22 protein-coding genes and 1 pseudogene are annotated in these 18,507 nt (G+C 60.2%); 13 read left to right on the top strand and 10 right to left on the bottom strand.

The genetic code is table 11. The features are described 5' to 3' along the window. Positions 1 to 52: 52 nt before the first annotated feature. Positions 53 to 658, top strand: a complete 606-nt coding sequence (locus ACP7CJ_RS09775) for a hypothetical protein (protein ID WP_276194818.1) — start codon at positions 53 to 55, stop codon at positions 656 to 658. Between the two features lie 2 nt (positions 659 to 660). On the opposite strand, the gene ACP7CJ_RS09780 is transcribed toward ACP7CJ_RS09775, so the two are convergent. Then, complete coding sequence (locus tag ACP7CJ_RS09780) at positions 661 to 1,620, bottom strand: MerR family transcriptional regulator (RefSeq protein WP_276194820.1); 960 nt, start codon at positions 1,618 to 1,620, stop codon at positions 661 to 663. Between the two features lie 232 nt (positions 1,621 to 1,852). On the opposite strand from ACP7CJ_RS09780, the gene ACP7CJ_RS09785 reads away from it, so the two are divergent. The 6 genes from ACP7CJ_RS09785 to ACP7CJ_RS09810 are packed head-to-tail and all read left to right on the top strand — an operon-like array spanning position 1,853 to position 4,785. Then, complete coding sequence (locus ACP7CJ_RS09785) at positions 1,853 to 2,413, top strand: antibiotic biosynthesis monooxygenase (protein WP_247398013.1); 561 nt, start codon at positions 1,853 to 1,855, stop codon at positions 2,411 to 2,413. Between the two features lie 56 nt (positions 2,414 to 2,469). Continuing rightward, positions 2,470 to 3,180 (top strand): dihydromonapterin reductase, encoded by a 711-nt coding sequence (gene folM, locus ACP7CJ_RS09790; protein ID WP_276194821.1) that lies wholly within the window; start codon positions 2,470 to 2,472, stop codon positions 3,178 to 3,180. 20 nt (positions 3,181 to 3,200) lie between these two features. Then, complete coding sequence (gene folE, locus ACP7CJ_RS09795) at positions 3,201 to 3,761, top strand: GTP cyclohydrolase I FolE (RefSeq protein WP_247398018.1); 561 nt, start codon at positions 3,201 to 3,203, stop codon at positions 3,759 to 3,761. A gap of 2 nt (positions 3,762 to 3,763) precedes the next feature. Beyond that, a complete protein-coding gene (gene folX, locus ACP7CJ_RS09800; protein WP_026140129.1) occupies positions 3,764 to 4,135 on the top strand; it encodes a dihydroneopterin triphosphate 2'-epimerase in 372 nt (123 codons plus the stop codon). A 22-nt stretch (positions 4,136 to 4,157) separates the two neighbouring features. After that, the gene (locus tag ACP7CJ_RS09805) at positions 4,158 to 4,454 is read left to right on the top strand and encodes a DUF1244 domain-containing protein (RefSeq protein ID WP_276194822.1); all 297 of its coding nucleotides are present in this window, start codon (positions 4,158 to 4,160) and stop codon (positions 4,452 to 4,454) included. Further along, positions 4,447 to 4,785: a HopJ type III effector protein gene (locus ACP7CJ_RS09810; protein WP_426100202.1), complete on the top strand. Its 339-nt coding sequence runs from the start codon at positions 4,447 to 4,449 to the stop codon at positions 4,783 to 4,785. Before ACP7CJ_RS09805 ends, ACP7CJ_RS09810 begins: the two co-directional genes overlap by 8 nt. 204 nt (positions 4,786 to 4,989) lie before the next feature. Here the strand turns inward: ACP7CJ_RS09810 and trxB are convergent, their stop codons facing one another. Then, a complete protein-coding gene (gene trxB, locus ACP7CJ_RS09815; protein ID WP_276194825.1) occupies positions 4,990 to 5,952 on the bottom strand; it encodes a thioredoxin-disulfide reductase in 963 nt (320 codons plus the stop codon). A gap of 292 nt (positions 5,953 to 6,244) precedes the next feature. Here trxB and cysZ point away from each other — a divergent pair, with 292 nt between their 5' ends. Further along, the gene (gene cysZ, locus ACP7CJ_RS09820; protein ID WP_276194827.1) at positions 6,245 to 7,009 is read left to right on the top strand and encodes a sulfate transporter CysZ; all 765 of its coding nucleotides are present in this window, start codon (positions 6,245 to 6,247) and stop codon (positions 7,007 to 7,009) included. 54 nt (positions 7,010 to 7,063) lie between these two features. After that, a complete protein-coding gene (locus ACP7CJ_RS09825; protein ID WP_276194829.1) occupies positions 7,064 to 8,242 on the top strand; it encodes a glycosyltransferase family 4 protein in 1,179 nt (392 codons plus the stop codon). A gap of 383 nt (positions 8,243 to 8,625) precedes the next feature. Here ACP7CJ_RS09825 and ACP7CJ_RS09830 read toward each other — a convergent pair whose 3' ends face one another. The 7 genes from ACP7CJ_RS09830 to rplU all read right to left on the bottom strand — a co-directional run bounded on the left by ACP7CJ_RS09830 (position 8,626) and on the right by rplU (position 14,240). Further along, a complete protein-coding gene (locus ACP7CJ_RS09830; RefSeq protein WP_426100203.1) occupies positions 8,626 to 9,729 on the bottom strand; it encodes an NADH:flavin oxidoreductase in 1,104 nt (367 codons plus the stop codon). Positions 9,730 to 9,876: 147 nt separating this feature from the next. Then, the gene (locus ACP7CJ_RS09835) at positions 9,877 to 10,359 is read right to left on the bottom strand and encodes a glutathione peroxidase (RefSeq protein ID WP_276194832.1); all 483 of its coding nucleotides are present in this window, start codon (positions 10,357 to 10,359) and stop codon (positions 9,877 to 9,879) included. Between the two features lie 101 nt (positions 10,360 to 10,460). After that, complete coding sequence (locus tag ACP7CJ_RS09840) at positions 10,461 to 10,925, bottom strand: CreA family protein (protein WP_017847751.1); 465 nt, start codon at positions 10,923 to 10,925, stop codon at positions 10,461 to 10,463. A 16-nt stretch (positions 10,926 to 10,941) separates the two neighbouring features. Further along, positions 10,942 to 12,060, bottom strand: a complete 1,119-nt coding sequence (gene proB / locus ACP7CJ_RS09845; RefSeq protein WP_253400441.1) for a glutamate 5-kinase — start codon at positions 12,058 to 12,060, stop codon at positions 10,942 to 10,944. 139 nt (positions 12,061 to 12,199) lie between these two features. Next, a complete protein-coding gene (gene cgtA, locus ACP7CJ_RS09850) occupies positions 12,200 to 13,423 on the bottom strand; it encodes an Obg family GTPase CgtA (RefSeq protein WP_247399679.1) in 1,224 nt (407 codons plus the stop codon). 193 nt (positions 13,424 to 13,616) lie between these two features. Next, the gene (rpmA, locus tag ACP7CJ_RS09855) at positions 13,617 to 13,892 is read right to left on the bottom strand and encodes a 50S ribosomal protein L27 (RefSeq protein WP_017340859.1); all 276 of its coding nucleotides are present in this window, start codon (positions 13,890 to 13,892) and stop codon (positions 13,617 to 13,619) included. A 33-nt stretch (positions 13,893 to 13,925) separates the two neighbouring features. Continuing rightward, complete coding sequence (rplU, locus tag ACP7CJ_RS09860; protein WP_007901869.1) at positions 13,926 to 14,240, bottom strand: 50S ribosomal protein L21; 315 nt, start codon at positions 14,238 to 14,240, stop codon at positions 13,926 to 13,928. Positions 14,241 to 14,479: 239 nt separating this feature from the next. On the opposite strand from rplU, the gene ACP7CJ_RS09865 reads away from it, so the two are divergent. The 3 genes from ACP7CJ_RS09865 (at position 14,480) to ACP7CJ_RS09875 (ending at position 16,402) form a co-directional block, all read left to right on the top strand. After that, a complete protein-coding gene (locus tag ACP7CJ_RS09865; RefSeq protein ID WP_247399681.1) occupies positions 14,480 to 15,448 on the top strand; it encodes a polyprenyl synthetase family protein in 969 nt (322 codons plus the stop codon). A 195-nt stretch (positions 15,449 to 15,643) separates the two neighbouring features. After that, positions 15,644 to 15,985, top strand: coding sequence for a zinc ribbon domain-containing protein YjdM (locus ACP7CJ_RS09870; RefSeq protein WP_046382089.1), 342 nt, complete (start codon positions 15,644 to 15,646; stop codon positions 15,983 to 15,985). A gap of 159 nt (positions 15,986 to 16,144) precedes the next feature. Further along, a complete protein-coding gene (locus ACP7CJ_RS09875; protein WP_426100204.1) occupies positions 16,145 to 16,402 on the top strand; it encodes a hypothetical protein in 258 nt (85 codons plus the stop codon). Between the two features lie 60 nt (positions 16,403 to 16,462). Here the strand turns inward: ACP7CJ_RS09875 and ACP7CJ_RS09880 are convergent, their stop codons facing one another. Further along, on the bottom strand, positions 16,463 to 17,080 hold the full coding sequence (locus ACP7CJ_RS09880) for an FKBP-type peptidyl-prolyl cis-trans isomerase (RefSeq protein WP_426100205.1): 618 nt from the start codon (positions 17,078 to 17,080) through the stop codon (positions 16,463 to 16,465). Positions 17,081 to 17,359: 279 nt separating this feature from the next. On the opposite strand from ACP7CJ_RS09880, the pseudogene ACP7CJ_RS09885 reads away from it, so the two are divergent. Further along, positions 17,360 to 18,424 (top strand): annotated as a pseudogene (locus ACP7CJ_RS09885) (methyl-accepting chemotaxis protein); the annotation flags it as partial. Between the last annotated feature and the right edge of the window lie 83 nt (positions 18,425 to 18,507).

The following is an 18,507-nucleotide window of genomic DNA, read 5'->3' on the forward strand; positions in this document are numbered from 1 at the left end:
CTCATTAGAGCGGATAATGGCGTTTTAACACCCTCCCGATTGAGCAAGATCAATGCAACGCGACGCGCTTCTGACTCAGGACGAGTTGGATTTCATTCGTAACATGCAGCACAACCCCCAGCTCAACCTGCGGGATACCTCGTCTAGCCTGACCGTCAACGGCGGTTCCCAGCTTCGCGACTTGCTCACGCGGCTGGCTGCCCACGATCACGTCACCCTCCAGGCGCACTTCGATAACCAGCAACTCACCTTCCCGCTGCACTTGGAGGAAGACGAGTTTCATGCCGTGCATTTACGCCTGGGCGTACCGAGTATTTTTGAAGACGGGCCGATGATTCGTCCTTGGCGCCTGGCACTTGAAGCGCCGGTGGCGCTGGAAAATGTCAGGGGCAATCCCAGTGCGCTGTGGGTGCATGAAGTGTCGTTCAAGGGCGTGCTGGTGGAAATTCGTGGCCGGATCAAGGCGCCGAAAACCTTTGCCCTGTGGTTCAGCCCTTCCGGTTATGAACGCATCGCGATACGCGGCACGCTGGAGCGGGAAACCGCGCGGGGCTTGTTTGCCTATCGCCTGGGCCAAGGCGATGCGAATGAAACCGAGCGCCTGCGCCAATTCATCCTGCACCAGCACCGCTTGATGCATCCACAGATGCACACCTGACCTCAGGTATCCAGGTTACCGCGGAGAAATTGCTGCAAGCGGCGTTGCATCAAGCGCCCTTCATTGCCCAGGCAACCGACGGTGGAGCCTGCCAGGTCTTCCTCGGCCAGGTCCGACGCCGCACCGGCAAGAAACAACGGGCAATCCAGGGTCAACGCCAGTCGATTCAAGCGCCCGATCAGCGCCTGATTGTGTGAGTGATTGGAGAAGAGCACCAGCGCCTCGGGTTGCGTCTTTTCACACACCAGCGTCAATTCATCGAAAGGCTGGCCCATCCCCAGCACCTTCACGGCCAGATCGTCTCGACAGATCAACAGCCCCGCCACCAGCAACTCCAATTTACGGCACTCGCCAGGAATGGCCGCGAGCAACACCCGTGGCGCCGCCGACGCACACCCCAGTTGCAGACGCTGCAACGCCCGCACCCGCAGGAAATTGTCGAAGAACAGCCACTCACTGGCCTGGCCGAATCCGCCCTGATGACGCAACAGGTCGTTCCAAAGAGGCATCAGGATGTCCTGGAACGCCACGTTGAGCGGGTAGGTGGCAATCACCTGGTTGTACAGATGCTCCAGTTGACGGTCATCAAACGCGTTGACGGCCAGCACCAAGCGCGCCTGCCACTGCGGCCATTCGCCCTCCTCGACCGTGTCGTGCTCGACGCGCACGGCTGCGGCCTGCTGATCGTCACGCGCGAGGATCTTGCCCACTTTGCTCACGGCCACGCCGCGCTCGATCCAATCGACAATGCGATGAACCGTTTGAATATCGGCTTTGGAGTACAGACGATGCCCGCTTTCGGTGCGCGTGGGTTGAATCAGGCCGTAACGCCGCTCCCAGGCACGCAGGGTGACCGGGTTGATGCCCGTCAATCTCGACACTTCACGAATCGGAAGCAACTCATCGGAGTCGGCAAGGCTGGCGAAGGAAGATTCGCCAATAGGCGCAATGATTTCGGGCATCAGAGGTCAAGAACGTCCGTATGAAAGTGAGTTCCATTTAACGCTTTTACCGCGATGTATATCAAGGTGTGTACCTATCGGACCGATGCCGCTGGTGTATTTTTACAAAACAGGAATAATCCTTGCTTACCGATATTGGCAACAACGAACCAAGCGTCGCTGCAACACCCCCGCAGCGTCGTCTGTGCGCCACCTACCCGGTTCAGCGCACCCGTCTATTTGGAGATACACAATGTCTACCTCACCCGTCACCCTGATGGTTGCGCGCCGCGTGGCCAAGGGCCGCTACGAAGAGTTGATGGCCTGGCTGCGCGAAGGCGAGCAACTGGCCACTGACTTCCCCGGCTACCTGGGCTCCGGCGTCCTCGCACCGCCGCCGCTTGATGATGAATTCCAGATCATTTTCCGCTTCGCCGACGAAAAAACCCTGCATGCCTGGGAATTTTCCGCGTCGCGCAGCGCGTGGCTGGGCCGTGGCAGCGAACTGTTTGCCGACCCGTCGGAGCATCGCGTGCGTGGCATCGATGGTTGGTTCGGTGCCGCAGGTACACGGCCGCCGCGCTGGAAACAGGCGGTGGCGATCTGGCTGGCGTTTTTCCCGGTGTCGTTGCTGTTCAACTTCGGCCTGGGGCCACTGCTCAGCGAACTGGACCTGTTCAGCCGCGTGCTGGTCAGCACCCTGGCGCTCACACCGCTGATGGTCTACCTGTTCATTCCACTCTCGACCCACCTGCTGGCCAACTGGCTGCACCCTTCGCCGCCACGGGCCAAGGCTACCGAAGCCGCGGCGTGAGTACAGGGCGGCTCGTCGCTGGTATGATTTGAACCTGCCAGCGACTTGAGCCTCCCATGACTGCAACGAACGCCCCGATCCTGATCACCGGCGCCGGCCAGCGCGTCGGCCTGCATTGTGCCGAACGCCTGCTGGACGACGGCCACTCGGTGATTTTCAGCTATCGCAGCGAACGCCCCGGCGTGCAGGCACTGCGCGAGCGGGGCGCGATCGGCGTGTTTGCCGACTTCTCCAGCGAAGCCGGGATTCTCGCGTTTATCACCGAGCTGCAGCGCCACACCCAAAGCCTGCGCGCGATCATCCATAACGCCTCGGCCTGGATCGCCGAAACCCCGGGCGACGAAAGCCGTGCATTTACCGACATGTTCCGCGTGCACATGCTTGCGCCGTACCTGATCAACCTGCATTGTTCACCCTTGCTGCACCGCTCTTCACCCGCCGACATCGTGCATATCAGCGATGACGTGGTGCGCAAGGGCAGCCGCCAGCACATCGCCTACTGCGCCACCAAGGCCGGGCTCGACAGTCTCACGCTGTCGTTTGCCGCGCAGTTTGCACCGCTGATCAAAGTCAACGGCATCGCCCCGGCGATGGTGATGTTCAACGAAGGCGACGACGCGGCCTACCGTACCCAGGTGCTGGCCAAGTCGGCACTGGGCATCGAGCCCGGGCCCGAAGTGATTTACCAGAGTCTGCGTTACCTGCTGGACAACCCCTACGTCACCGGTACCACCCTGACCGTCAACGGTGGGCGGCATATCAAGTAAGCCGTTTGTGAGGATGTTGTATGACCTTATCCCTGCCCCAGCACTATCGCGAGATCCTTAAAGGCCTGGGTGAAGACCCGGAACGCGAAGGCCTGCTCGACACCCCTAAGCGTGCCGCCAAAGCCATGCAATACCTGTGTCATGGCTACGCGCAAAACCTCGAAGAAATCGTCAACGGGGCGCTGTTCGCCTCCGACAATGACGAGATGGTGATCCTCAAGGACATCGAGCTGTACTCGCTGTGCGAGCATCACCTGCTGCCCTTTATCGGCAAGGCCCATGTGGCCTATATTCCGACCGGCAAGGTCCTGGGCCTGTCGAAGCTGGCGCGCATCGTCGACATGTTTGCGCGGCGCCTGCAGATCCAGGAAAACCTCACGCGGCAAATCGCCGACGCCATCCAGGACGTGACCCAGGCTTCCGGTGTGGCGGTGGTGATCGAAGCCAAGCACATGTGCATGATGATGCGCGGCGTGGAAAAACAGAATTCAACCATGAACACCTCGGTGATGCTCGGCGCGTTCCGCGAGTCGAACACCACGCGCATGGAGTTCCTGCAACTGATTGGACGGAGCAAGTAGCAATGCCACAACTTCAACCAGGCATGGCGCGCATCCGGGTCAAGGACCTGTGCCTGCGCACCTATATCGGTATCAACGAGGATGAAATCCTCAACAAGCAGGATGTGCTGATTAATCTGACCATCCTTTATGCCGCCCAGGACGCCGTGCGCGACAACGATATCGACCACGCCTTGAATTACCGCACCATCACCAAGGCGATCATCGCCCACGTCGAAGGCAACCGCTTCGCCCTGCTGGAGCGCCTGACCCAGGAACTGCTGGACCTGGTGATGAGCAACGAGTCAGTGCTGTACGCCGAAGTCGAAGTGGACAAGCCCCACGCGCTGCGCTTTGCCGAATCGGTTTCGATTACCCTGGCGGCCAGCCGCTAACCCCTGGATTTGCGTGAAACCTATGACCGATCAACAACGCCTCGAACTCGAAGCCGCCGCCTTTAGGCGACTGGTCGCACACCTGGACAGCCGCAAGGATGTGCAGAATATCGACCTGATGAACCTCGCCGGCTTCTGCCGCAACTGCCTGTCCAAGTGGTACAAGGCCGAAGCCGACGAGCGCCAGATCGAGCTGAGCCTCGATGCCGCCCGTGAAGTGGTGTACGGCATGCCGTATGCCGAGTGGAAAACCCAATACCAGCAAGAAGCCAGCGCCGTACAACACGCGGCGTTCGCCAAAGGAAAACCCCATGACTGACCTGAACACCCTGCGCGCCAGCCTCGACAGCGGCGAACATCTCTTCGCCGACACCCTGGCTTTCGTTGCCGCAGGTTACGCGTATAAGCCACAAGCCTTCACCAACGGCACCGTGGAAAACGCCGTAGGGCAGAACGAAGGGTCGTGCAAGACCCTGGGCCTGGCATTGCTGGAAGGTTTGAGCAATCAGCACGCACTGCTCGCGTTTGGCGAACACTACCGTTCGGTGGTGGCCACGCCTGAGGGCAGTGACCATGGCAATATTCGAGCGTTGATCGAGCACGGCTTGGCGGGTGTGAAGTTTGACCAGCAACCTCTGACTCGCCGCTGATCCAACGTGCAAACCCGATTTAATGTGGGCGCTGGCTTGCCTGCGATGGCGGCGGTAAATCCTGCATAGACGTTGGCTGACACACCGCTATCGCAGGCAAGCCAGCTCCCACAGGGATTGGATTACCAAATTGAGATAGCGATGGATCATCAAATCCCGCGCATAAAAAAACCGGCTTTCGCCGGTTTTTTTTATTTCAACGGTTTAGAGCGCAGCGTCCTTCAAACCGTCCAGGTAACGCTCGGCATCCAGGGCCGCCATGCAACCGGCACCGGCCGAGGTGATGGCCTGGCGGTACACGTGGTCAGCCACGTCACCGGCAGCGAAGATGCCTTCGATGTTGGTCGCCGTAGCATTGCCTTCACGACCGCCCTGCACCACCAGGTAACCGTCCTTGGCATCCAGCACGCCTTCGAACAGCGAGGTGTTCGGGGTGTGGCCAATGGCGATGAACACGCCGTCGACTGTCAACTCGTCGAAACTGCCGTCGTTGTTTTTCAGGCGCGCACCGGTCACGCCCATGTTGTCGCCGAGGACTTCATCCAGGGTGGCGTTGAGCTTGAGGATGATCTTGCCTTCAGCCACACGCGCGTGCAGCTTGTCGATCAGGATCTTCTCGGCGCGGAAGGTCTCGCGGCGGTGAATCAAGGTCACGGTGCTGGCGATGTTGGCCAGGTACAGCGCCTCTTCCACGGCCGTGTTGCCACCACCGACCACCGCGACCGGCTTGTTGCGGTAGAAGAAACCGTCGCACGTCGCGCAGGCGGATACGCCCTTGCCCATGAACGCTTCTTCCGACGGCAGGCCCAGGTAACGGGCGCTGGCGCCGGTAGCGATGATCAGCGCGTCACAGGTGTAGACGCCGCTGTCGCCGGTCAGGCTGTAAGGCTTTTTCGAGAAGTCGACCTGGTTGATGTGGTCAAACACGATCTCGGTTTCGAAGCGCTCGGCGTGCTCTTTCATACGCTCCATCAGCACCGGGCCGGTCAGGCCGTGGACGTCGCCCGGCCAGTTGTCGACTTCGGTGGTGGTGGTCAACTGACCGCCCGCCTGCATGCCGGTGATCAGCAGTGGCTTGAGGTTGGCTCGGGCAGCGTAGACGGCAGCGCTGTAACCGGCAGGGCCGGAACCGAGAATAATCACTCGCGAATGACGGGTATCAGACATGACTCACTCCTGTCGACCGCCCGGACTACAAGGCGGCTGGAATAAAAAAGGACCGCGAAGCACTTGGGGAAGGCTTGAACTCGCAGATCCTGAAAATAATGGGTGCAGCGTATAGAGGGGGGCAAGATTAAGGAAATACGGAATAACAATCCAGCTCATAGGCGGTCTCTATGCAGTCGCCCTCATTAATCGACGCCTTTGTTACCGTTGATGTCGTCCCACTGGCCGCTCTTTCGCCTGGAATGCAAAGCCGGTAAGGTCGGCGCGTTCGTCATCCTGCTCGGAGTTCTCCATGCCTGCCCCTGTTCTTTCCGGTCCGCAATACCTGCGCGAAGGCCTCAAACTGGTGTTGAGCCCCGGCTTGCGCCTGTTTGTGCTGCTGCCGCTGGCGATCAACCTGGTGCTGTTCGTCGGTCTGATCTATTTCGCCGGCCATCAGTTTAGCCTGTGGGTCGACACCTTGATGCCGACGCTGCCCGGCTGGCTGAGTTTCCTCAGCTATATCCTGTGGCCGCTGTTCGTGGTGCTGGTGGTGTTGATGGTGTTTTTCACCTTTACCATGCTCGCCAATATCATCGCCGCGCCGTTCAACGGTTTTCTCGCGGAGAAAGTTGAAGTGGTGGTGCGTGGCACCGATGATTTCCCATCGTTCAGTTGGGCCGAGCTGGTGGCCATGGTCCCACGCACCCTGGCGCGGGAGATGCGCAAGCTGGGCTACTTCCTGCCACGGGCCATCGGCCTGTTTATCCTGTCGTTCATTCCGGTGGTCAACCTGATCGCCGCGCCGTTGTGGCTGCTCTTTGGCGTGTGGATGATGGCGATCCAATACATCGACTACCCAGCCGACAACCACAAACTGGGCTGGAATGAAATGCTCGCCTGGCTGCGCCAGAAACGCTGGCAGAGCATGAGCTTCGGCGGCATCGTCTATCTGGTGCTGCTGGTGCCGGTGGTCAACCTGCTGATGATGCCTGCAGCGGTGGCCGGGGCGACGTTGTTCTGGGTGCGCGAGCAAGGCGCCGAGGCGATGGTGGTGTCCAAAGGGGTCAAGTCATAAATCCATCATCTGTATGACACATCGACGACACAGCCCACAGCGACACTGTGGGTCATGACGACAGCCTCGCTTCATATCACCCTAATTACCGAAACCTTCCCGCCAGAGATCAACGGGGTGGCCAATACACTGGCTCGCCTGTGCGAGGGTCTGCGCGCGCGCGGCCATCAGGTCGAACTGGTGCGCCCGCGCCAGGGCGTTGACCAGAGCCGGCCCAGCGACAACGAATTGCTGCTGTGTCGCGGCTGGCCGTTGCCGGGTTATCCGGGCCTGCAATGGGGCCAGTCGTCGATGCACAAGCTGCTGCGCCGCTGGACACGCCAGCGCCCGGATGTGCTGTACATCGCCACAGAAGGGCCGCTCGGGTTGTCGGCGCTACGCGCAGCGCGTCGCCTGGGGATCAGCGTGGTCAGCGGCTTTCACACCAATTTCCAGCAGTACTCGAACCAGTACGGTATGAGCCTGTTGAGCCGCGTGGTCACGCACTACCTGCGCTGGTTTCATAACCGCTCCACCTTGACCCTGGTGCCCAGCGCCAGCCAGCGCCTGGAACTGGAGCGCCGGAATTTCGAGCGCCTGGGGATGTTGTCGCGCGGGGTGGACAGTCAGCTATTCCACCCGGCCAAGCGCGATAACGCGTTGCGCGAGAGCTGGGGCCTGGGCAATGACGATATTGCGGTGCTGCACGTCGGGCGTCTGGCTCAGGAAAAGAACCTGGGCGTGCTCAAGCGTTGCTTCGATGCCCTGCGCAGTACTTATCCACAGCGTCGCCTGCAACTGATCGTCGTCGGCGACGGGCCACAGCGTGCGCTGTTGGAGCACGACCTGCCGAACGCCATATTCTGCGGCACCCTGCGCGGCGAAGAACTGGCGCGATATTACGCCTCGGGAGACCTGTTCCTGTTCCCCAGCCTGACCGAAACCTTCGGCAATGTGGTGTTGGAAGCGATGGCCTCCGGGCTCGCGGTGGTGGCATACGACCAGGCGGCCGCGACCCAGCATATCCGCCATGGCTACAACGGCGTGCTGGCGATGCCCGGCGATGAGGACGCGTTCTGCGATGCAGCCAATTGGCTGCTCGAAGACCGTGAGCATTTGCGCAGAGCCCGCCTCAATGCGCGCCAGCATGCCAGTCGCCAGGGCTGGCCAGCGATTATCGAGCAATTCGAGAACCAGTTACGCGATGTGTGCGGGGAACCTTTGGCCGCTCCAACGCTGCCTTACGCTCGTTGAACGCTCTGCGAGTAACGTCAGTTCGTTCGCCTTCCTGCCAGCCTTCCCCCTGAATAACGGCTTCAACATTAGGATTTTTTACCTAAAGCCATCGGAGTCGGCACGCCACAACAGGATATTTCCGGAACGTCGTGCGATTTATCGCCACCTACATGACACCTGCCATAGAAGGGGTGTCTGCTTGTGGACACACACACAAAAGGCAGAGTGGACGCGTCAGCAACAGTGGCTGGATCAGTCTCGAGCAGAACCGCCCACCTATGACCACTCTGCGCGTCAAGATGGGCACAAGACCGATCACAGCCAAGCGCTGCGTAAATCAGTAGAGTATTGAACGCTCCAGCTAAACAGCTCCCGGTGACAACCGCCGGGAGCCCAGCCCGTTACACCAGGGTCGTCAACGCCTCACGGCTGAACGGCAGGATGTCGCCCTCGCGACCTTCGCGCACCTTCACCGCCCAATCCGGGTCCACCAGCAGAGCACGGCCCACGGCGACCAGGTCGAACTCATCGTTGTTCAAGCGCTCCAGCAGCTTCTCCAGGCTGGCCGGTTGCGCAACCTTGTCAGTGTTGACCATAAACTGCAGGAACTCGCCATCCAGGCCGACGCTGCCGACGGTGATGGTCGGTTTACCGGTGAGCTGGCGGGTCCAGCCGGCCAGGTTGAGGTCGGAACCTTCGAACTCCGGCTCCCAGAAACGGCGAGTGGAACAGTGGAAAATATCCACACCGGCGTCGGACAGCGGCTTAAGAAACTCACCCAAGGCCTCGGGGGTTTGCACCAGGCGCGCGGTGTAGTCCTGTTGCTTCCACTGGGAAAAACGCAAGATGATCGGAAAATCCGGGCCTACAGCGGCGCGGGTGGCCTGGATCAGTTGGATGGCAAAGCGCGAACGGTTGGCCAGGCTGCCGCCATATTCGTCGGTGCGCTGGTTGCTGCCCTCCCAGAAGAACTGGTCCACCAGATAGCCATGGGCGCCATGGATCTCCACGCCGTCCATGCCGATGCGCTGGGCGTCCTTGGCCGCTTGGGCGAAGGCGGCAATCACGTCCTTGATGTCCTGATGGGTCATGCCGTGGACGACCACGTTGCCATCCTTGAGTTTTTCCATCGGGCCGTAGGCCGGTACGCTGGCATCCGGCTCAGTGCCGATACGGCGCACGCTGCCCACATGCCACAGCTGCGGGACGATCTTGCCGCCTTCGGCATGCACTGCATCGACCACTTTCTTCCAACCGGCCAACGCCGCTTCACCGTAGAAGTGCGGGACGTTGGGATAGCCGTTGGACGCCGGGTGATCGACCACGGTGCCTTCGGTGATGATCAGGCCCACGCCGGCAGCGGCACGGCGGCGGTAGTACTCGATGACCTTGGAATTGGGTACACCGCCCGGGGAAAACGAACGGGTCATCGGCGCCATGACCACACGACTCGACAGTTGCAGTGCTCCGAGGTGGAACGGTTTGAACAAGGCTTGAACAAGCATGGCAACACTCCACGAAAGACGGTTTTTATGATGCCGATAATATGGCGAGTGCAGCGCGCTGAGTAGCACTATTGATCGGAGTGATTAAGGCTTAGAAATGCCGGACACCTGTAGGAGCGAGCTGGCTCGCGCCTACAGGTTAGGGAATCAGCTCAGGGCTTTTTCGATGGCCTGGACGATCGACGGATCTTCCGGTGGGGTACGCGGCGAGAAGCGCGCCAGTACTCGGCCGTCTTTACCCAACAGGAATTTCTCGAAATTCCAGGTGATGTCCCCAGGAAACTCGGCGCCCTCGCCCGCCAACAAGCGGTACAACTGATGACGCTCAGGGCCGTTGACCTCGAGTTTGCTGCCCAACGGAAAGGTCACGCCGTAGTTGAGGCTGCAGAACGCCTGGATTTCCTTTTCGCTACCCGGTTCCTGGCCTGCAAACTGGTTGCACGGCAGGCCGAGTACGCTAAACCCCTGGTCCTTGTAGTGCTGATAGAGGTTTTCCAACGCCGCGTATTGCGGGGTCAAGCCACATTTGGAGGCCACGTTGACCACCAGCACAACTTTGCCCTTGAAGGGCGCCAGTGGCAGCTCTTGTCCGTCCAACGCTTTGAGTTTCAGGTCGTGGAAAGCACTCATGACGAACTCCAGATATCCCATGTTCTTTGCATTGCGACGCTTCGAGATTACAACCCGCAAGCCTGCAATCATAGACGCCGATTACGAAACTCGCCTGCGGATCACTGAGCGGTCGGCCACGGCAAAATCGGAATCGCGGTAACGGCGTTCTGCGGGCTGCCCTCGATCAGGCGGTCGCTGTAGACCAGGTAGACGAGGGTATTGCGCTTCTTGTCGAGGAAGCGCACCACCTGCATGGTCTTGAACACCAGCGACGTGCGTTCCTTGAACACTTCGTCGCCATCCTTGAGTTCACCCTTGAAGCGGATCGGCCCGACCTGACGACAGGCAATCGACGCCTCAGAGCGGTCTTCGGCCAAGCCCAGGCCGCCTTTGACGCCGCCGGTCTTGGCACGCGACAGGTAGCAAGTCACGCCATCGACCTTGGGGTCATCGAAGGCTTCGACCACGATCCGGTCGTTGGGGCCGACAAACTTGAACACCGTCGACACCTGGCCGATCTCTTCGGCCGAGGCCAACAATGGCATGGCCAGCAGCAGGCCGAGCAATCCCTTCATCACACGCATCGTGTATTCCTTTCGTTTAAACCAGGATCAGGTTGTCGCGGTGGACCAGTTCCGGTTCCGCCATGTAACCCAATAGACCGACAATCGCGTCAGATGACTGCCCGATGATTTTCTGCGCTTCCAGCGCGCTGTAGTTGGCCAGGCCACGAGCGATTTCACGACCGTCCGGCGCCACGCACACCACCATCTCGCCACGGCGGAAGCTGCCCTGCACCAACTTGACGCCCACCGGCAGCAGGCTCTTGTGGCCTTGGGACAACGCCGCCACGGCGCCATCGTCGAGTACCAGCGTGCCACGGGTCTGCAAATGCCCGGCCAGCCACTGCTTGCGCGCGGCCAGCATGCCGCGCTCCGGCGACAGCAGCGTACCGATGCGCTCACCGGCCTTGAGACGGTCGAGCACGCGCTCCAGGCGCCCGCCGACGATGATGGTGTGCGCGCCAGAGCGCGCAGCCAGGCGCGCCGCACGCAGCTTGGTCTGCATGCCGCCACGGCCCAAGGCCCCACCGACGCTGCCAGCCACGGCGTCCAGCGCCGGGTCATCGGCGCGGGCTTCGTAGATCAATTTGGCGTCGGGGTTGTTGCGCGGGTCAGCGTCGAACATACCGTCGCGGTCGGTGAGGATCACCAACAGGTCGGCCTCCACCAGGTTGGCCACCAGCGCGGCCAGGGTGTCGTTGTCGCCGAACCGGATTTCGTCGGTGACCACCGTGTCGTTCTCGTTGATCACCGGGATCGCCTTGAGCTCCACCAGCGCGCGCAGGGTGCTGCGGGCGTTGAGGTAGCGCTTGCGGTCGGACAGGTCGTCGTGGGTCAGCAGGATCTGCGCCGTGTGAAGGCCGTGCTCGGCGAAGCTGGATTCCCAGGCTTGCACCAGGCCCATCTGGCCGATCGCGGCAGCGGCTTGCAGTTCGTGCATCGCGCTGGGTCGCGCGGTCCAGCCGAGGCGGCTCATCCCGGCGGCAACCGCTCCGGACGAGACCAGCACCAACTCGACACCGGCCTCATGCAAGGCCACCATCTGCTCGACCCACACGCTCATTGCTGCGCGATCCAGCCCCTTGCCATCTGCCGTCAGCAACGCACTTCCGATCTTTACGACCCAGCGCTGCGCACCTGCCACTTTGCTCCGCATCATCTTCAACCTTGGTTAGAGGGCTCGACGCGACCCAGCGCCGCCCATAACGTTATTCGTGACTACATTCGTGACTACAGATATACCCAGATACCAAAACGCCGCTCAAGTGAGCGGCGCTTAAGTTTACTGCAACGAATCAGTCGCGCACGTAAATGATTTCCGGACCGTCTTCATCATCCACGTCTTCTTCGTCCCAATCGTCATCGCCGATGTCATGGACCGACTTCACGCCGCTGCGGCGCAGGGCACGCTGGTCGTCCAGCGCTTGCAACTGGGCACGGGCTTCGTCTTCGATCTGCTGATCGAGCTCGGCGAGTTCGGCCTTGAACACCGGGTCGGCCGCCAGGCGGTCAGCGCGGTCTTCGAGGTAGCGCATGATGTCGCGGGTCAGGCGCTCGGTGCCTTCTTTGGCGATGGCCGAGATCACATAGACCGGGCCGGTCCATTCCAGGCGATCGACGATTTCCTTGACGCGCTCCTCGTGTTCTTCTTCGAGGATCTGGTCGCACTTGTTCAGCACCAACCAGCGGTCACGCTCGGCCAGGGCCGGGCTGAACTTGGTCAGCTCGCTGACGATCACTTCGGCGGCGTCCGGTGCGCTGGTGTCATCCAGCGGCGCCATGTCGACGAGGTGCAGCAGCAAACGGGTACGCGACAAGTGCTTGAGGAAGCGAATCCCCAGGCCCGCGCCATCGGAAGCACCTTCGATCAGGCCGGGAATGTCGGCGACCACGAAGCTTTTCCAACGGTCGACGCTGACCACGCCCAGGTTTGGCACCAGGGTGGTGAACGGGTAGTCGGCGACTTTCGGCTTGGCGGCCGAGACCGAGCGGATGAAGGTACTTTTGCCAGCGTTTGGCAGGCCCAACAGGCCCACGTCGGCGAGTACTTTCATTTCCAGCTTGAGGTCACGCTGCTCGCCAGGCTTGCCCGGCGTGGTCTGGCGTGGCGCACGGTTGGTACTGGACTTGAATCGGGTGTTACCCAGACCGTGCCAGCCGCCCTGCACAACCATCAGCTTCTGGCCGGCCTTGGTCAGGTCGCCAATCACTTCCTGGGTCGCGGAATCGATGATCGTGGTGCCGACCGGTACGCGCAGCACCATGTCTTCACCTTTTTTACCGGTGCAGTCGGTGCTGCCGCCGTTGGAACCACGCTCGGCATCGAAGTGCCGGGTGTAACGGTAGTCCACCAGGGTGTTGAGGTTTTCGTCGGCCATCATGTAGATGGAACCGCCGTCACCGCCGTCACCGCCGTTGGGGCCACCGTTTTCGATGAACTTTTCGCGACGGAAACTCATGCAACCGTTACCGCCGTCGCCTGCTTTTACTCGGATGGAAACTTCATCAACGAACTTCATAACAAAACGCCTCTCGCCGCACGGACGAGCTTAAGAAACCAAGACATAAGACTCTTGCAAAAATGAGCGCAGCGACCTCAATCAACGACCGCAAATCCAGCGCTTGAGCTCATTACAAACAGCTTTGCAAGAGACTCACTCCACAAACGAAAAAGCCCCGTCGCGAGACAGGGCTTTTCCAGCAACTACGTAATTATGCCGCGACGACTTCAGTCTTCGGGACAATGCTCACGTAACGGCGACCGAAGGCGCCTTTTACTTCGAACTTGATCACGCCGTCGATTTTAGCGAACAGAGTGTGATCTTTACCCATGCCAACACCGTAACCGGCGTGGAATTGGGTGCCGCGCTGACGCACGATGATGTTGCCCGGAATGATAACCTGGCCGCCATACATCTTCACGCCAAGGCGTTTGGCTTCTGAGTCGCGACCGTTACGGGTACTACCACCAGCTTTTTTGTGTGCCATGAGTCAATTCTCCTAGTGAGGATTAGGCTGAAATTAAGCCTGAATACCGGTGATTTTGATCTCGGTGTACCACTGGCGGTGGCCCATACGCTTCATGTGGTGCTTACGACGACGGAACTTGATGATGCGGACTTTATCGTGACGACCTTGGGAGATCACTTCAGCCACAACGGTAGCGCCAGGAACAACTGGAGCGCCGATGTTCACGTCATCGCCATTGGCGACCAACAGAACGCGATCAAAAGTAACGGATTCGCCGGTAGCGATTTCCAGTTTTTCGATCTTCAGGTATTCACCTGGGGCGACCTTGTATTGCTTGCCACCAGTAACAATTACTGCATACGACATGGTATTTCTCCGATAATCCTGCTCACCCAGCGCTTTATAAGAAGAGGTATTGGCTGGCATGGCTGCATGGGATGGACGTCCCGAATGCAATTGCGTAAGGCAGGTGCTGCCCAGGAAGTTCAGGGTGCGCGATTGTACGCAAGGCGTTGACGCGTTGCAAGAGGCTGTCTATCGCGCCTTGACACTGCGGGGTCAGGGTCCTAGCATGCCGCGCAACCCTTCTGGAGCGACTGTCGCTGATGCAACCCCAAGCTTTCTACCGCGCGGTCGCGGACGATTTTAGCGCCGTCGACGGCATCATCAAGCAGCAGCTGACGTCTAAAGTGCCGCTGGTCTCCAAAATTGGCGACTACATTACGTCGGCGGGCGGTAAGCGCCTGCGTCCTTTATTAGTGTTGCTGTGCGGCAAGGCCCTGGGCCGCGAAGGCGATGACCTGCGCCTGCTGGCCGCCACTATCGAATTCCTGCACACCGCGACCCTGCTGCATGACGACGTGGTCGACATGTCCGGCATGCGCCGTGGTCGCGAGACCGCCAACGCCATGTGGGGCAACGCCCCGAGCGTGCTGGTCGGCGACTTCCTGTATTCGCGCTCGTTCGAAATGATGGTCGAACTGGGCTCGATGCAGGTGATGAAGATTCTTTCCCAGGCCACGCGCATCATCGCCGAAGGCGAAGTGCTGCAGTTGTCGAAGGTGCGTGACGCCAGCACCACCGAAGAAACCTACATGGAAGTGATTCGCGGCAAAACCGCGATGCTCTTCGAAGCCTCGACCCACAGCGCCGCTGCCCTATGCGAAGCCACGGCCGAACAGGCCGAAGCCCTGCGCACCTTTGGCGATCACTTGGGCGTGGCGTTCCAACTGGTAGATGACCTGCTCGACTACCGTGGCGACGCCGAAACCCTGGGCAAGAACGTCGGTGACGACCTGGCCGAAGGCAAGCCAACCTTGCCGCTGATCTACACCATGCGCGAAGGCACGCCGGAACAAGCGGCCCTGGTGCGCAAGGCGATCCAGAAAGGCGGGATCGAAGACCTGGAAAGCATCCGCGCTGCCGTGGAAGCCTCCGGCTCCCTGGACTACACCGCACAACTGGCGCGTGACTACGTGGCCCGTGCGATCAAATGCCTGGACGCCCTCCCCGCCAGCGAATACCGGGACGCCCTGGTTGAGCTGAGTGAATTCGCGGTCGCGCGCACGCACTAGAAATACCAAATGTGGGAGGGGCTTGCCCCCGATAGCGGAGTATCAGTCGCCAACTGTATCGACTGGAATACCGCCATCGGGGGCAAGCCCCCTCCCACATTTAGTTTGTATTACCAATCCAAGACCGCGCCCTGCCTCCCTACAATTCCCTATATAATGTGCGACTTTAGCCATCCTGACCTTTAAGGAGCTTTAGTGAGCACTTTGCCACCCTGCCCGAAATGCAATTCCGAATTCACCTACGAAGACGGCGCCCAACTGATCTGCCCGGAATGCGCCCATGAGTGGTCCGCCACTGGCGAGGCCGAAGTGGCCGGCGATGAAACCGTGAAGAAAGACTCTGTGGGCAACGTCCTGCAGGACGGCGACACCATCACCGTGATCAAAGACCTCAAGGTCAAGGGCACCTCCCTGGTGGTCAAGGTCGGCACCAAGGTCAAGAACATCCGCCTGTGCGACGGCGATCACGATATCGACTGCAAGATCGACGGTATCGGCCCGATGAAACTCAAGTCCGAGTTCGTCCGCAAGGTCTGATCCTGCGGCTTCCATCCCGCGCCCGCCGTGGGATGGCGTTTCGCCCTCGCTGTTGATCGCGCGCAATACCCACACAGAAAAAACCAGAAACCGCCAATAGGCACTTGCTATTCTACGAATAAGAATTATTCTCATTGAAACTTATCAAGGAGAACGACCATGACTTATTTGATAGATGCCTGGCTGGACCGCCCACACCCTTACCTACGGATCCTTCATCGGGAAACCGGGGAAGTCTGTGCGGTGCTGGAGGAAGAAGCGCTCAATGAACTGCAGGACCAGGGCGACTTGGACGTGAATGGCCTGAGTTCCAGTGAACCCGGTGTACTGAAGGAAGTGGTGCGCGATCTGTTTCTGTTCTGCTATGCCCGAGCGTTGCGCCCGGTGACGGAGCCCAATGGCAAGTTTCACCCATGAGCAACCGCGCAAAACCCTGTTGGGGCGAGCAGGCTCTTCCCAACAGGTAATCAGCAGGTCTTACAGAACGTCGAGCAGCTCGACGTCAAACACCAGAACGCTGTGCGGCGGAATGCTGCCAACGCCTTGAGCGCCGTAAGCCAGTTCGCTCGGCACGTACAGGCGCCATTTGCTGCCGGCATTCATCAGTTGCAGGGCTTCAGTCCAGCCAGCGATCACGCCGCCAACCGGGAATTCTGCAGGCTGGCCGCGCTCGTAGGAGCTGTCGAACACCGTGCCGTCGACCAGGGTGCCGTGGTAGTGAGTGCGCACTTGGTCTTCACGGGTCGGCTTGGCGCCTTCACCGGCAGTCAGCACTTCGAATTGCAGGCCGGAAGCCAGAGTGGTGATGCCATCACGCTTGGCGTTTTCCGCCAGGAACGCAAGGCCCTCGCCTGCTGCGGCTTCAGCCTTGGCAGCCGCTTCGGCTTGCATGATTTCGCGGATGACCTTGAAGCTGGCAGCCATTTGTTCTTGATCAACACGGCTTGGCTTGCCGGCGAACGCGTCGGTCAGGCCAGCCAGGATCGCGTCCAGGCTTACGCCCGGTGGTGGGTTGTCGCGCAGTTGGTCGCCCAACTGACGGCCGATACCGTAGCTGACGCGGGTTTCGTCGGTGGACAGATTAACGTCGGACATGAAGAGGCTCCGCTGTAGAGCAGCGCTGAAAACACTGTTTTCCCGCACCGCCCAGAACTAAAAGGGCCAGCAGACTAGCACAGAATGTGAGTACGGGATGAGCGCCCGCCACGTCATGCCTGCCTGGCGTCGGTGATCGGTGATGCCGGGCCCCGTACATCGCAATAACTAATTAAACGTTTCAGTTTCCCGTGCGCCCGCCGATACCGCCTAAACACCTTGGCTGGCTCAAACAACAATACCGTCCAGCAGACAAACATCATTTTTGCGGAGCACTCGATGAACAGCTGGTTCGGTAACATCAGCGTCAACCTCAAACTAGGCCTGGGCTTCGGCCTGGTGCTTGTCCTCACCTCGATCCTCGCGCTGACCGGCTGGACCAGCCTGGGCAGCCTGATCGACCGCAGCAACTGGATGAGCGACATCACCCAACTCAATGCCGCCCTGACCAAGCTGCGCATCGTGCGCCTGCAATACATGCTCGCCAACGGCGATGAGAGCGTGGCCCAGAACGTACAGACCAGCCTGGATGCCTTCACCGCCCAGCAGCAAAAACTCCTGGACAGCTTCAAGAGCCCGGAAAACCGCAAGCTGCTCAACGACCAGAAAGCCGTCATCACGGCTTATCAGCAATCGCTGAACAAAATGCGTGAGGCCTACCGTAACGGCAATGCTGCGCGCCAGGTCATGGGTGATAAGGCCGACATCGCCAACGCCCAGATCGACGCGCTGGACAGCAGTGTGCAGCAGGTGCCCGACAGCCCCGAGCGCTTCACCCAGTACCAGGCCGTGACCCATGCCAAGCAAGAGTTCCAGTTGGCCCGCTACGAAGTGCGCGGCTACACCGGCAATGTCAACGCCGACACCGAAGCCCGCGCCGCCGCACAAATCGAAAAAGCCATCAACGGCCTGAAAGGCCTCGGCGCTGTGTTCGGCAGCAGCCAACAGGCCGCGCTCAGCGCACTGGAAAGCGCCCTCGGCGCCTACCGCAGTGCGGTGCAGAACTACAAAGCGGCTAACGCCAATATCGTCTCAGCACGCGCCGAAATGACCACCCAAGGTGCCGACATCGTCACCATCAGCGACAAGCTCTACGACATCCAACTCGCACGTCGCGACGCCGAAAGCGCCCAGGCCCGCAGCCTGCAATTGATCAGCACCTTGCTGGCGTTGCTGGTCGGCATCATCGCGGCGCTCGTCATCACCCGCCAGATCACGCGCCCGATCCAGGAAACCCTGGCCGTGGTGGAACGCATTGCCTCCGGCGACCTGAGCCACAATATCCAGGTCACCCGTCGTGATGAACTGGGCGTGCTGCAACAAGGCATCCAGCGCATGGGCACGACCCTGCGCGAATTGATCAGCGGTATTCGCGACGGCGTGACCCAAATCGCCAGCGCCGCCGAAGAGTTGTCGGCCGTGACCGA

This window comes from Pseudomonas sp. PSPC3-2, assembly GCF_049897085.1.
Lineage (GTDB): Bacteria > Pseudomonadota > Gammaproteobacteria > Pseudomonadales > Pseudomonadaceae > Aquipseudomonas > Aquipseudomonas paraveronii.

What these genes read in the sequence shown, in the direction of transcription:
- ACP7CJ_RS09865 (WP_247399681.1), top strand. Translation starts at nt 14,480, where the DNA reads ATGCAACCCCAAGCTTTCTACCGCGCGGTCGCGGACGATTTTAGCGCC.
- ACP7CJ_RS09880 (WP_426100205.1), bottom strand. Translation starts at nt 17,080, where the DNA reads ATGTCCGACGTTAATCTGTCCACCGACGAAACCCGCGTCAGCTACGGT.
- folM (WP_276194821.1), top strand. Translation starts at nt 2,470, where the DNA reads ATGACTGCAACGAACGCCCCGATCCTGATCACCGGCGCCGGCCAGCGC.
- ACP7CJ_RS09825 (WP_276194829.1), top strand. Translation starts at nt 7,064, where the DNA reads ATGACGACAGCCTCGCTTCATATCACCCTAATTACCGAAACCTTCCCG.
- folX (WP_026140129.1), top strand. Translation starts at nt 3,764, where the DNA reads ATGCCACAACTTCAACCAGGCATGGCGCGCATCCGGGTCAAGGACCTG.
- trxB (WP_276194825.1), bottom strand. Translation starts at nt 5,952, where the DNA reads ATGTCTGATACCCGTCATTCGCGAGTGATTATTCTCGGTTCCGGCCCT.
- cysZ (WP_276194827.1), top strand. Translation starts at nt 6,245, where the DNA reads ATGCCTGCCCCTGTTCTTTCCGGTCCGCAATACCTGCGCGAAGGCCTC.
- ACP7CJ_RS09835 (WP_276194832.1), bottom strand. Translation starts at nt 10,359, where the DNA reads ATGAGTGCTTTCCACGACCTGAAACTCAAAGCGTTGGACGGACAAGAG.
- ACP7CJ_RS09810 (WP_426100202.1), top strand. Translation starts at nt 4,447, where the DNA reads ATGACTGACCTGAACACCCTGCGCGCCAGCCTCGACAGCGGCGAACAT.
- rplU (WP_007901869.1), bottom strand. Translation starts at nt 14,240, where the DNA reads ATGTCGTATGCAGTAATTGTTACTGGTGGCAAGCAATACAAGGTCGCC.
- ACP7CJ_RS09785 (WP_247398013.1), top strand. Translation starts at nt 1,853, where the DNA reads ATGTCTACCTCACCCGTCACCCTGATGGTTGCGCGCCGCGTGGCCAAG.
- ACP7CJ_RS09875 (WP_426100204.1), top strand. Translation starts at nt 16,145, where the DNA reads ATGACTTATTTGATAGATGCCTGGCTGGACCGCCCACACCCTTACCTA.
- ACP7CJ_RS09830 (WP_426100203.1), bottom strand. Translation starts at nt 9,729, where the DNA reads ATGCTTGTTCAAGCCTTGTTCAAACCGTTCCACCTCGGAGCACTGCAA.
- folE (WP_247398018.1), top strand. Translation starts at nt 3,201, where the DNA reads ATGACCTTATCCCTGCCCCAGCACTATCGCGAGATCCTTAAAGGCCTG.
- ACP7CJ_RS09805 (WP_276194822.1), top strand. Translation starts at nt 4,158, where the DNA reads ATGACCGATCAACAACGCCTCGAACTCGAAGCCGCCGCCTTTAGGCGA.
- cgtA (WP_247399679.1), bottom strand. Translation starts at nt 13,423, where the DNA reads ATGAAGTTCGTTGATGAAGTTTCCATCCGAGTAAAAGCAGGCGACGGC.
- rpmA (WP_017340859.1), bottom strand. Translation starts at nt 13,892, where the DNA reads ATGGCACACAAAAAAGCTGGTGGTAGTACCCGTAACGGTCGCGACTCA.
- ACP7CJ_RS09775 (WP_276194818.1), top strand. Translation starts at nt 53, where the DNA reads ATGCAACGCGACGCGCTTCTGACTCAGGACGAGTTGGATTTCATTCGT.
- ACP7CJ_RS09840 (WP_017847751.1), bottom strand. Translation starts at nt 10,925, where the DNA reads ATGCGTGTGATGAAGGGATTGCTCGGCCTGCTGCTGGCCATGCCATTG.
- ACP7CJ_RS09780 (WP_276194820.1), bottom strand. Translation starts at nt 1,620, where the DNA reads ATGCCCGAAATCATTGCGCCTATTGGCGAATCTTCCTTCGCCAGCCTT.
- proB (WP_253400441.1), bottom strand. Translation starts at nt 12,060, where the DNA reads ATGCGGAGCAAAGTGGCAGGTGCGCAGCGCTGGGTCGTAAAGATCGGA.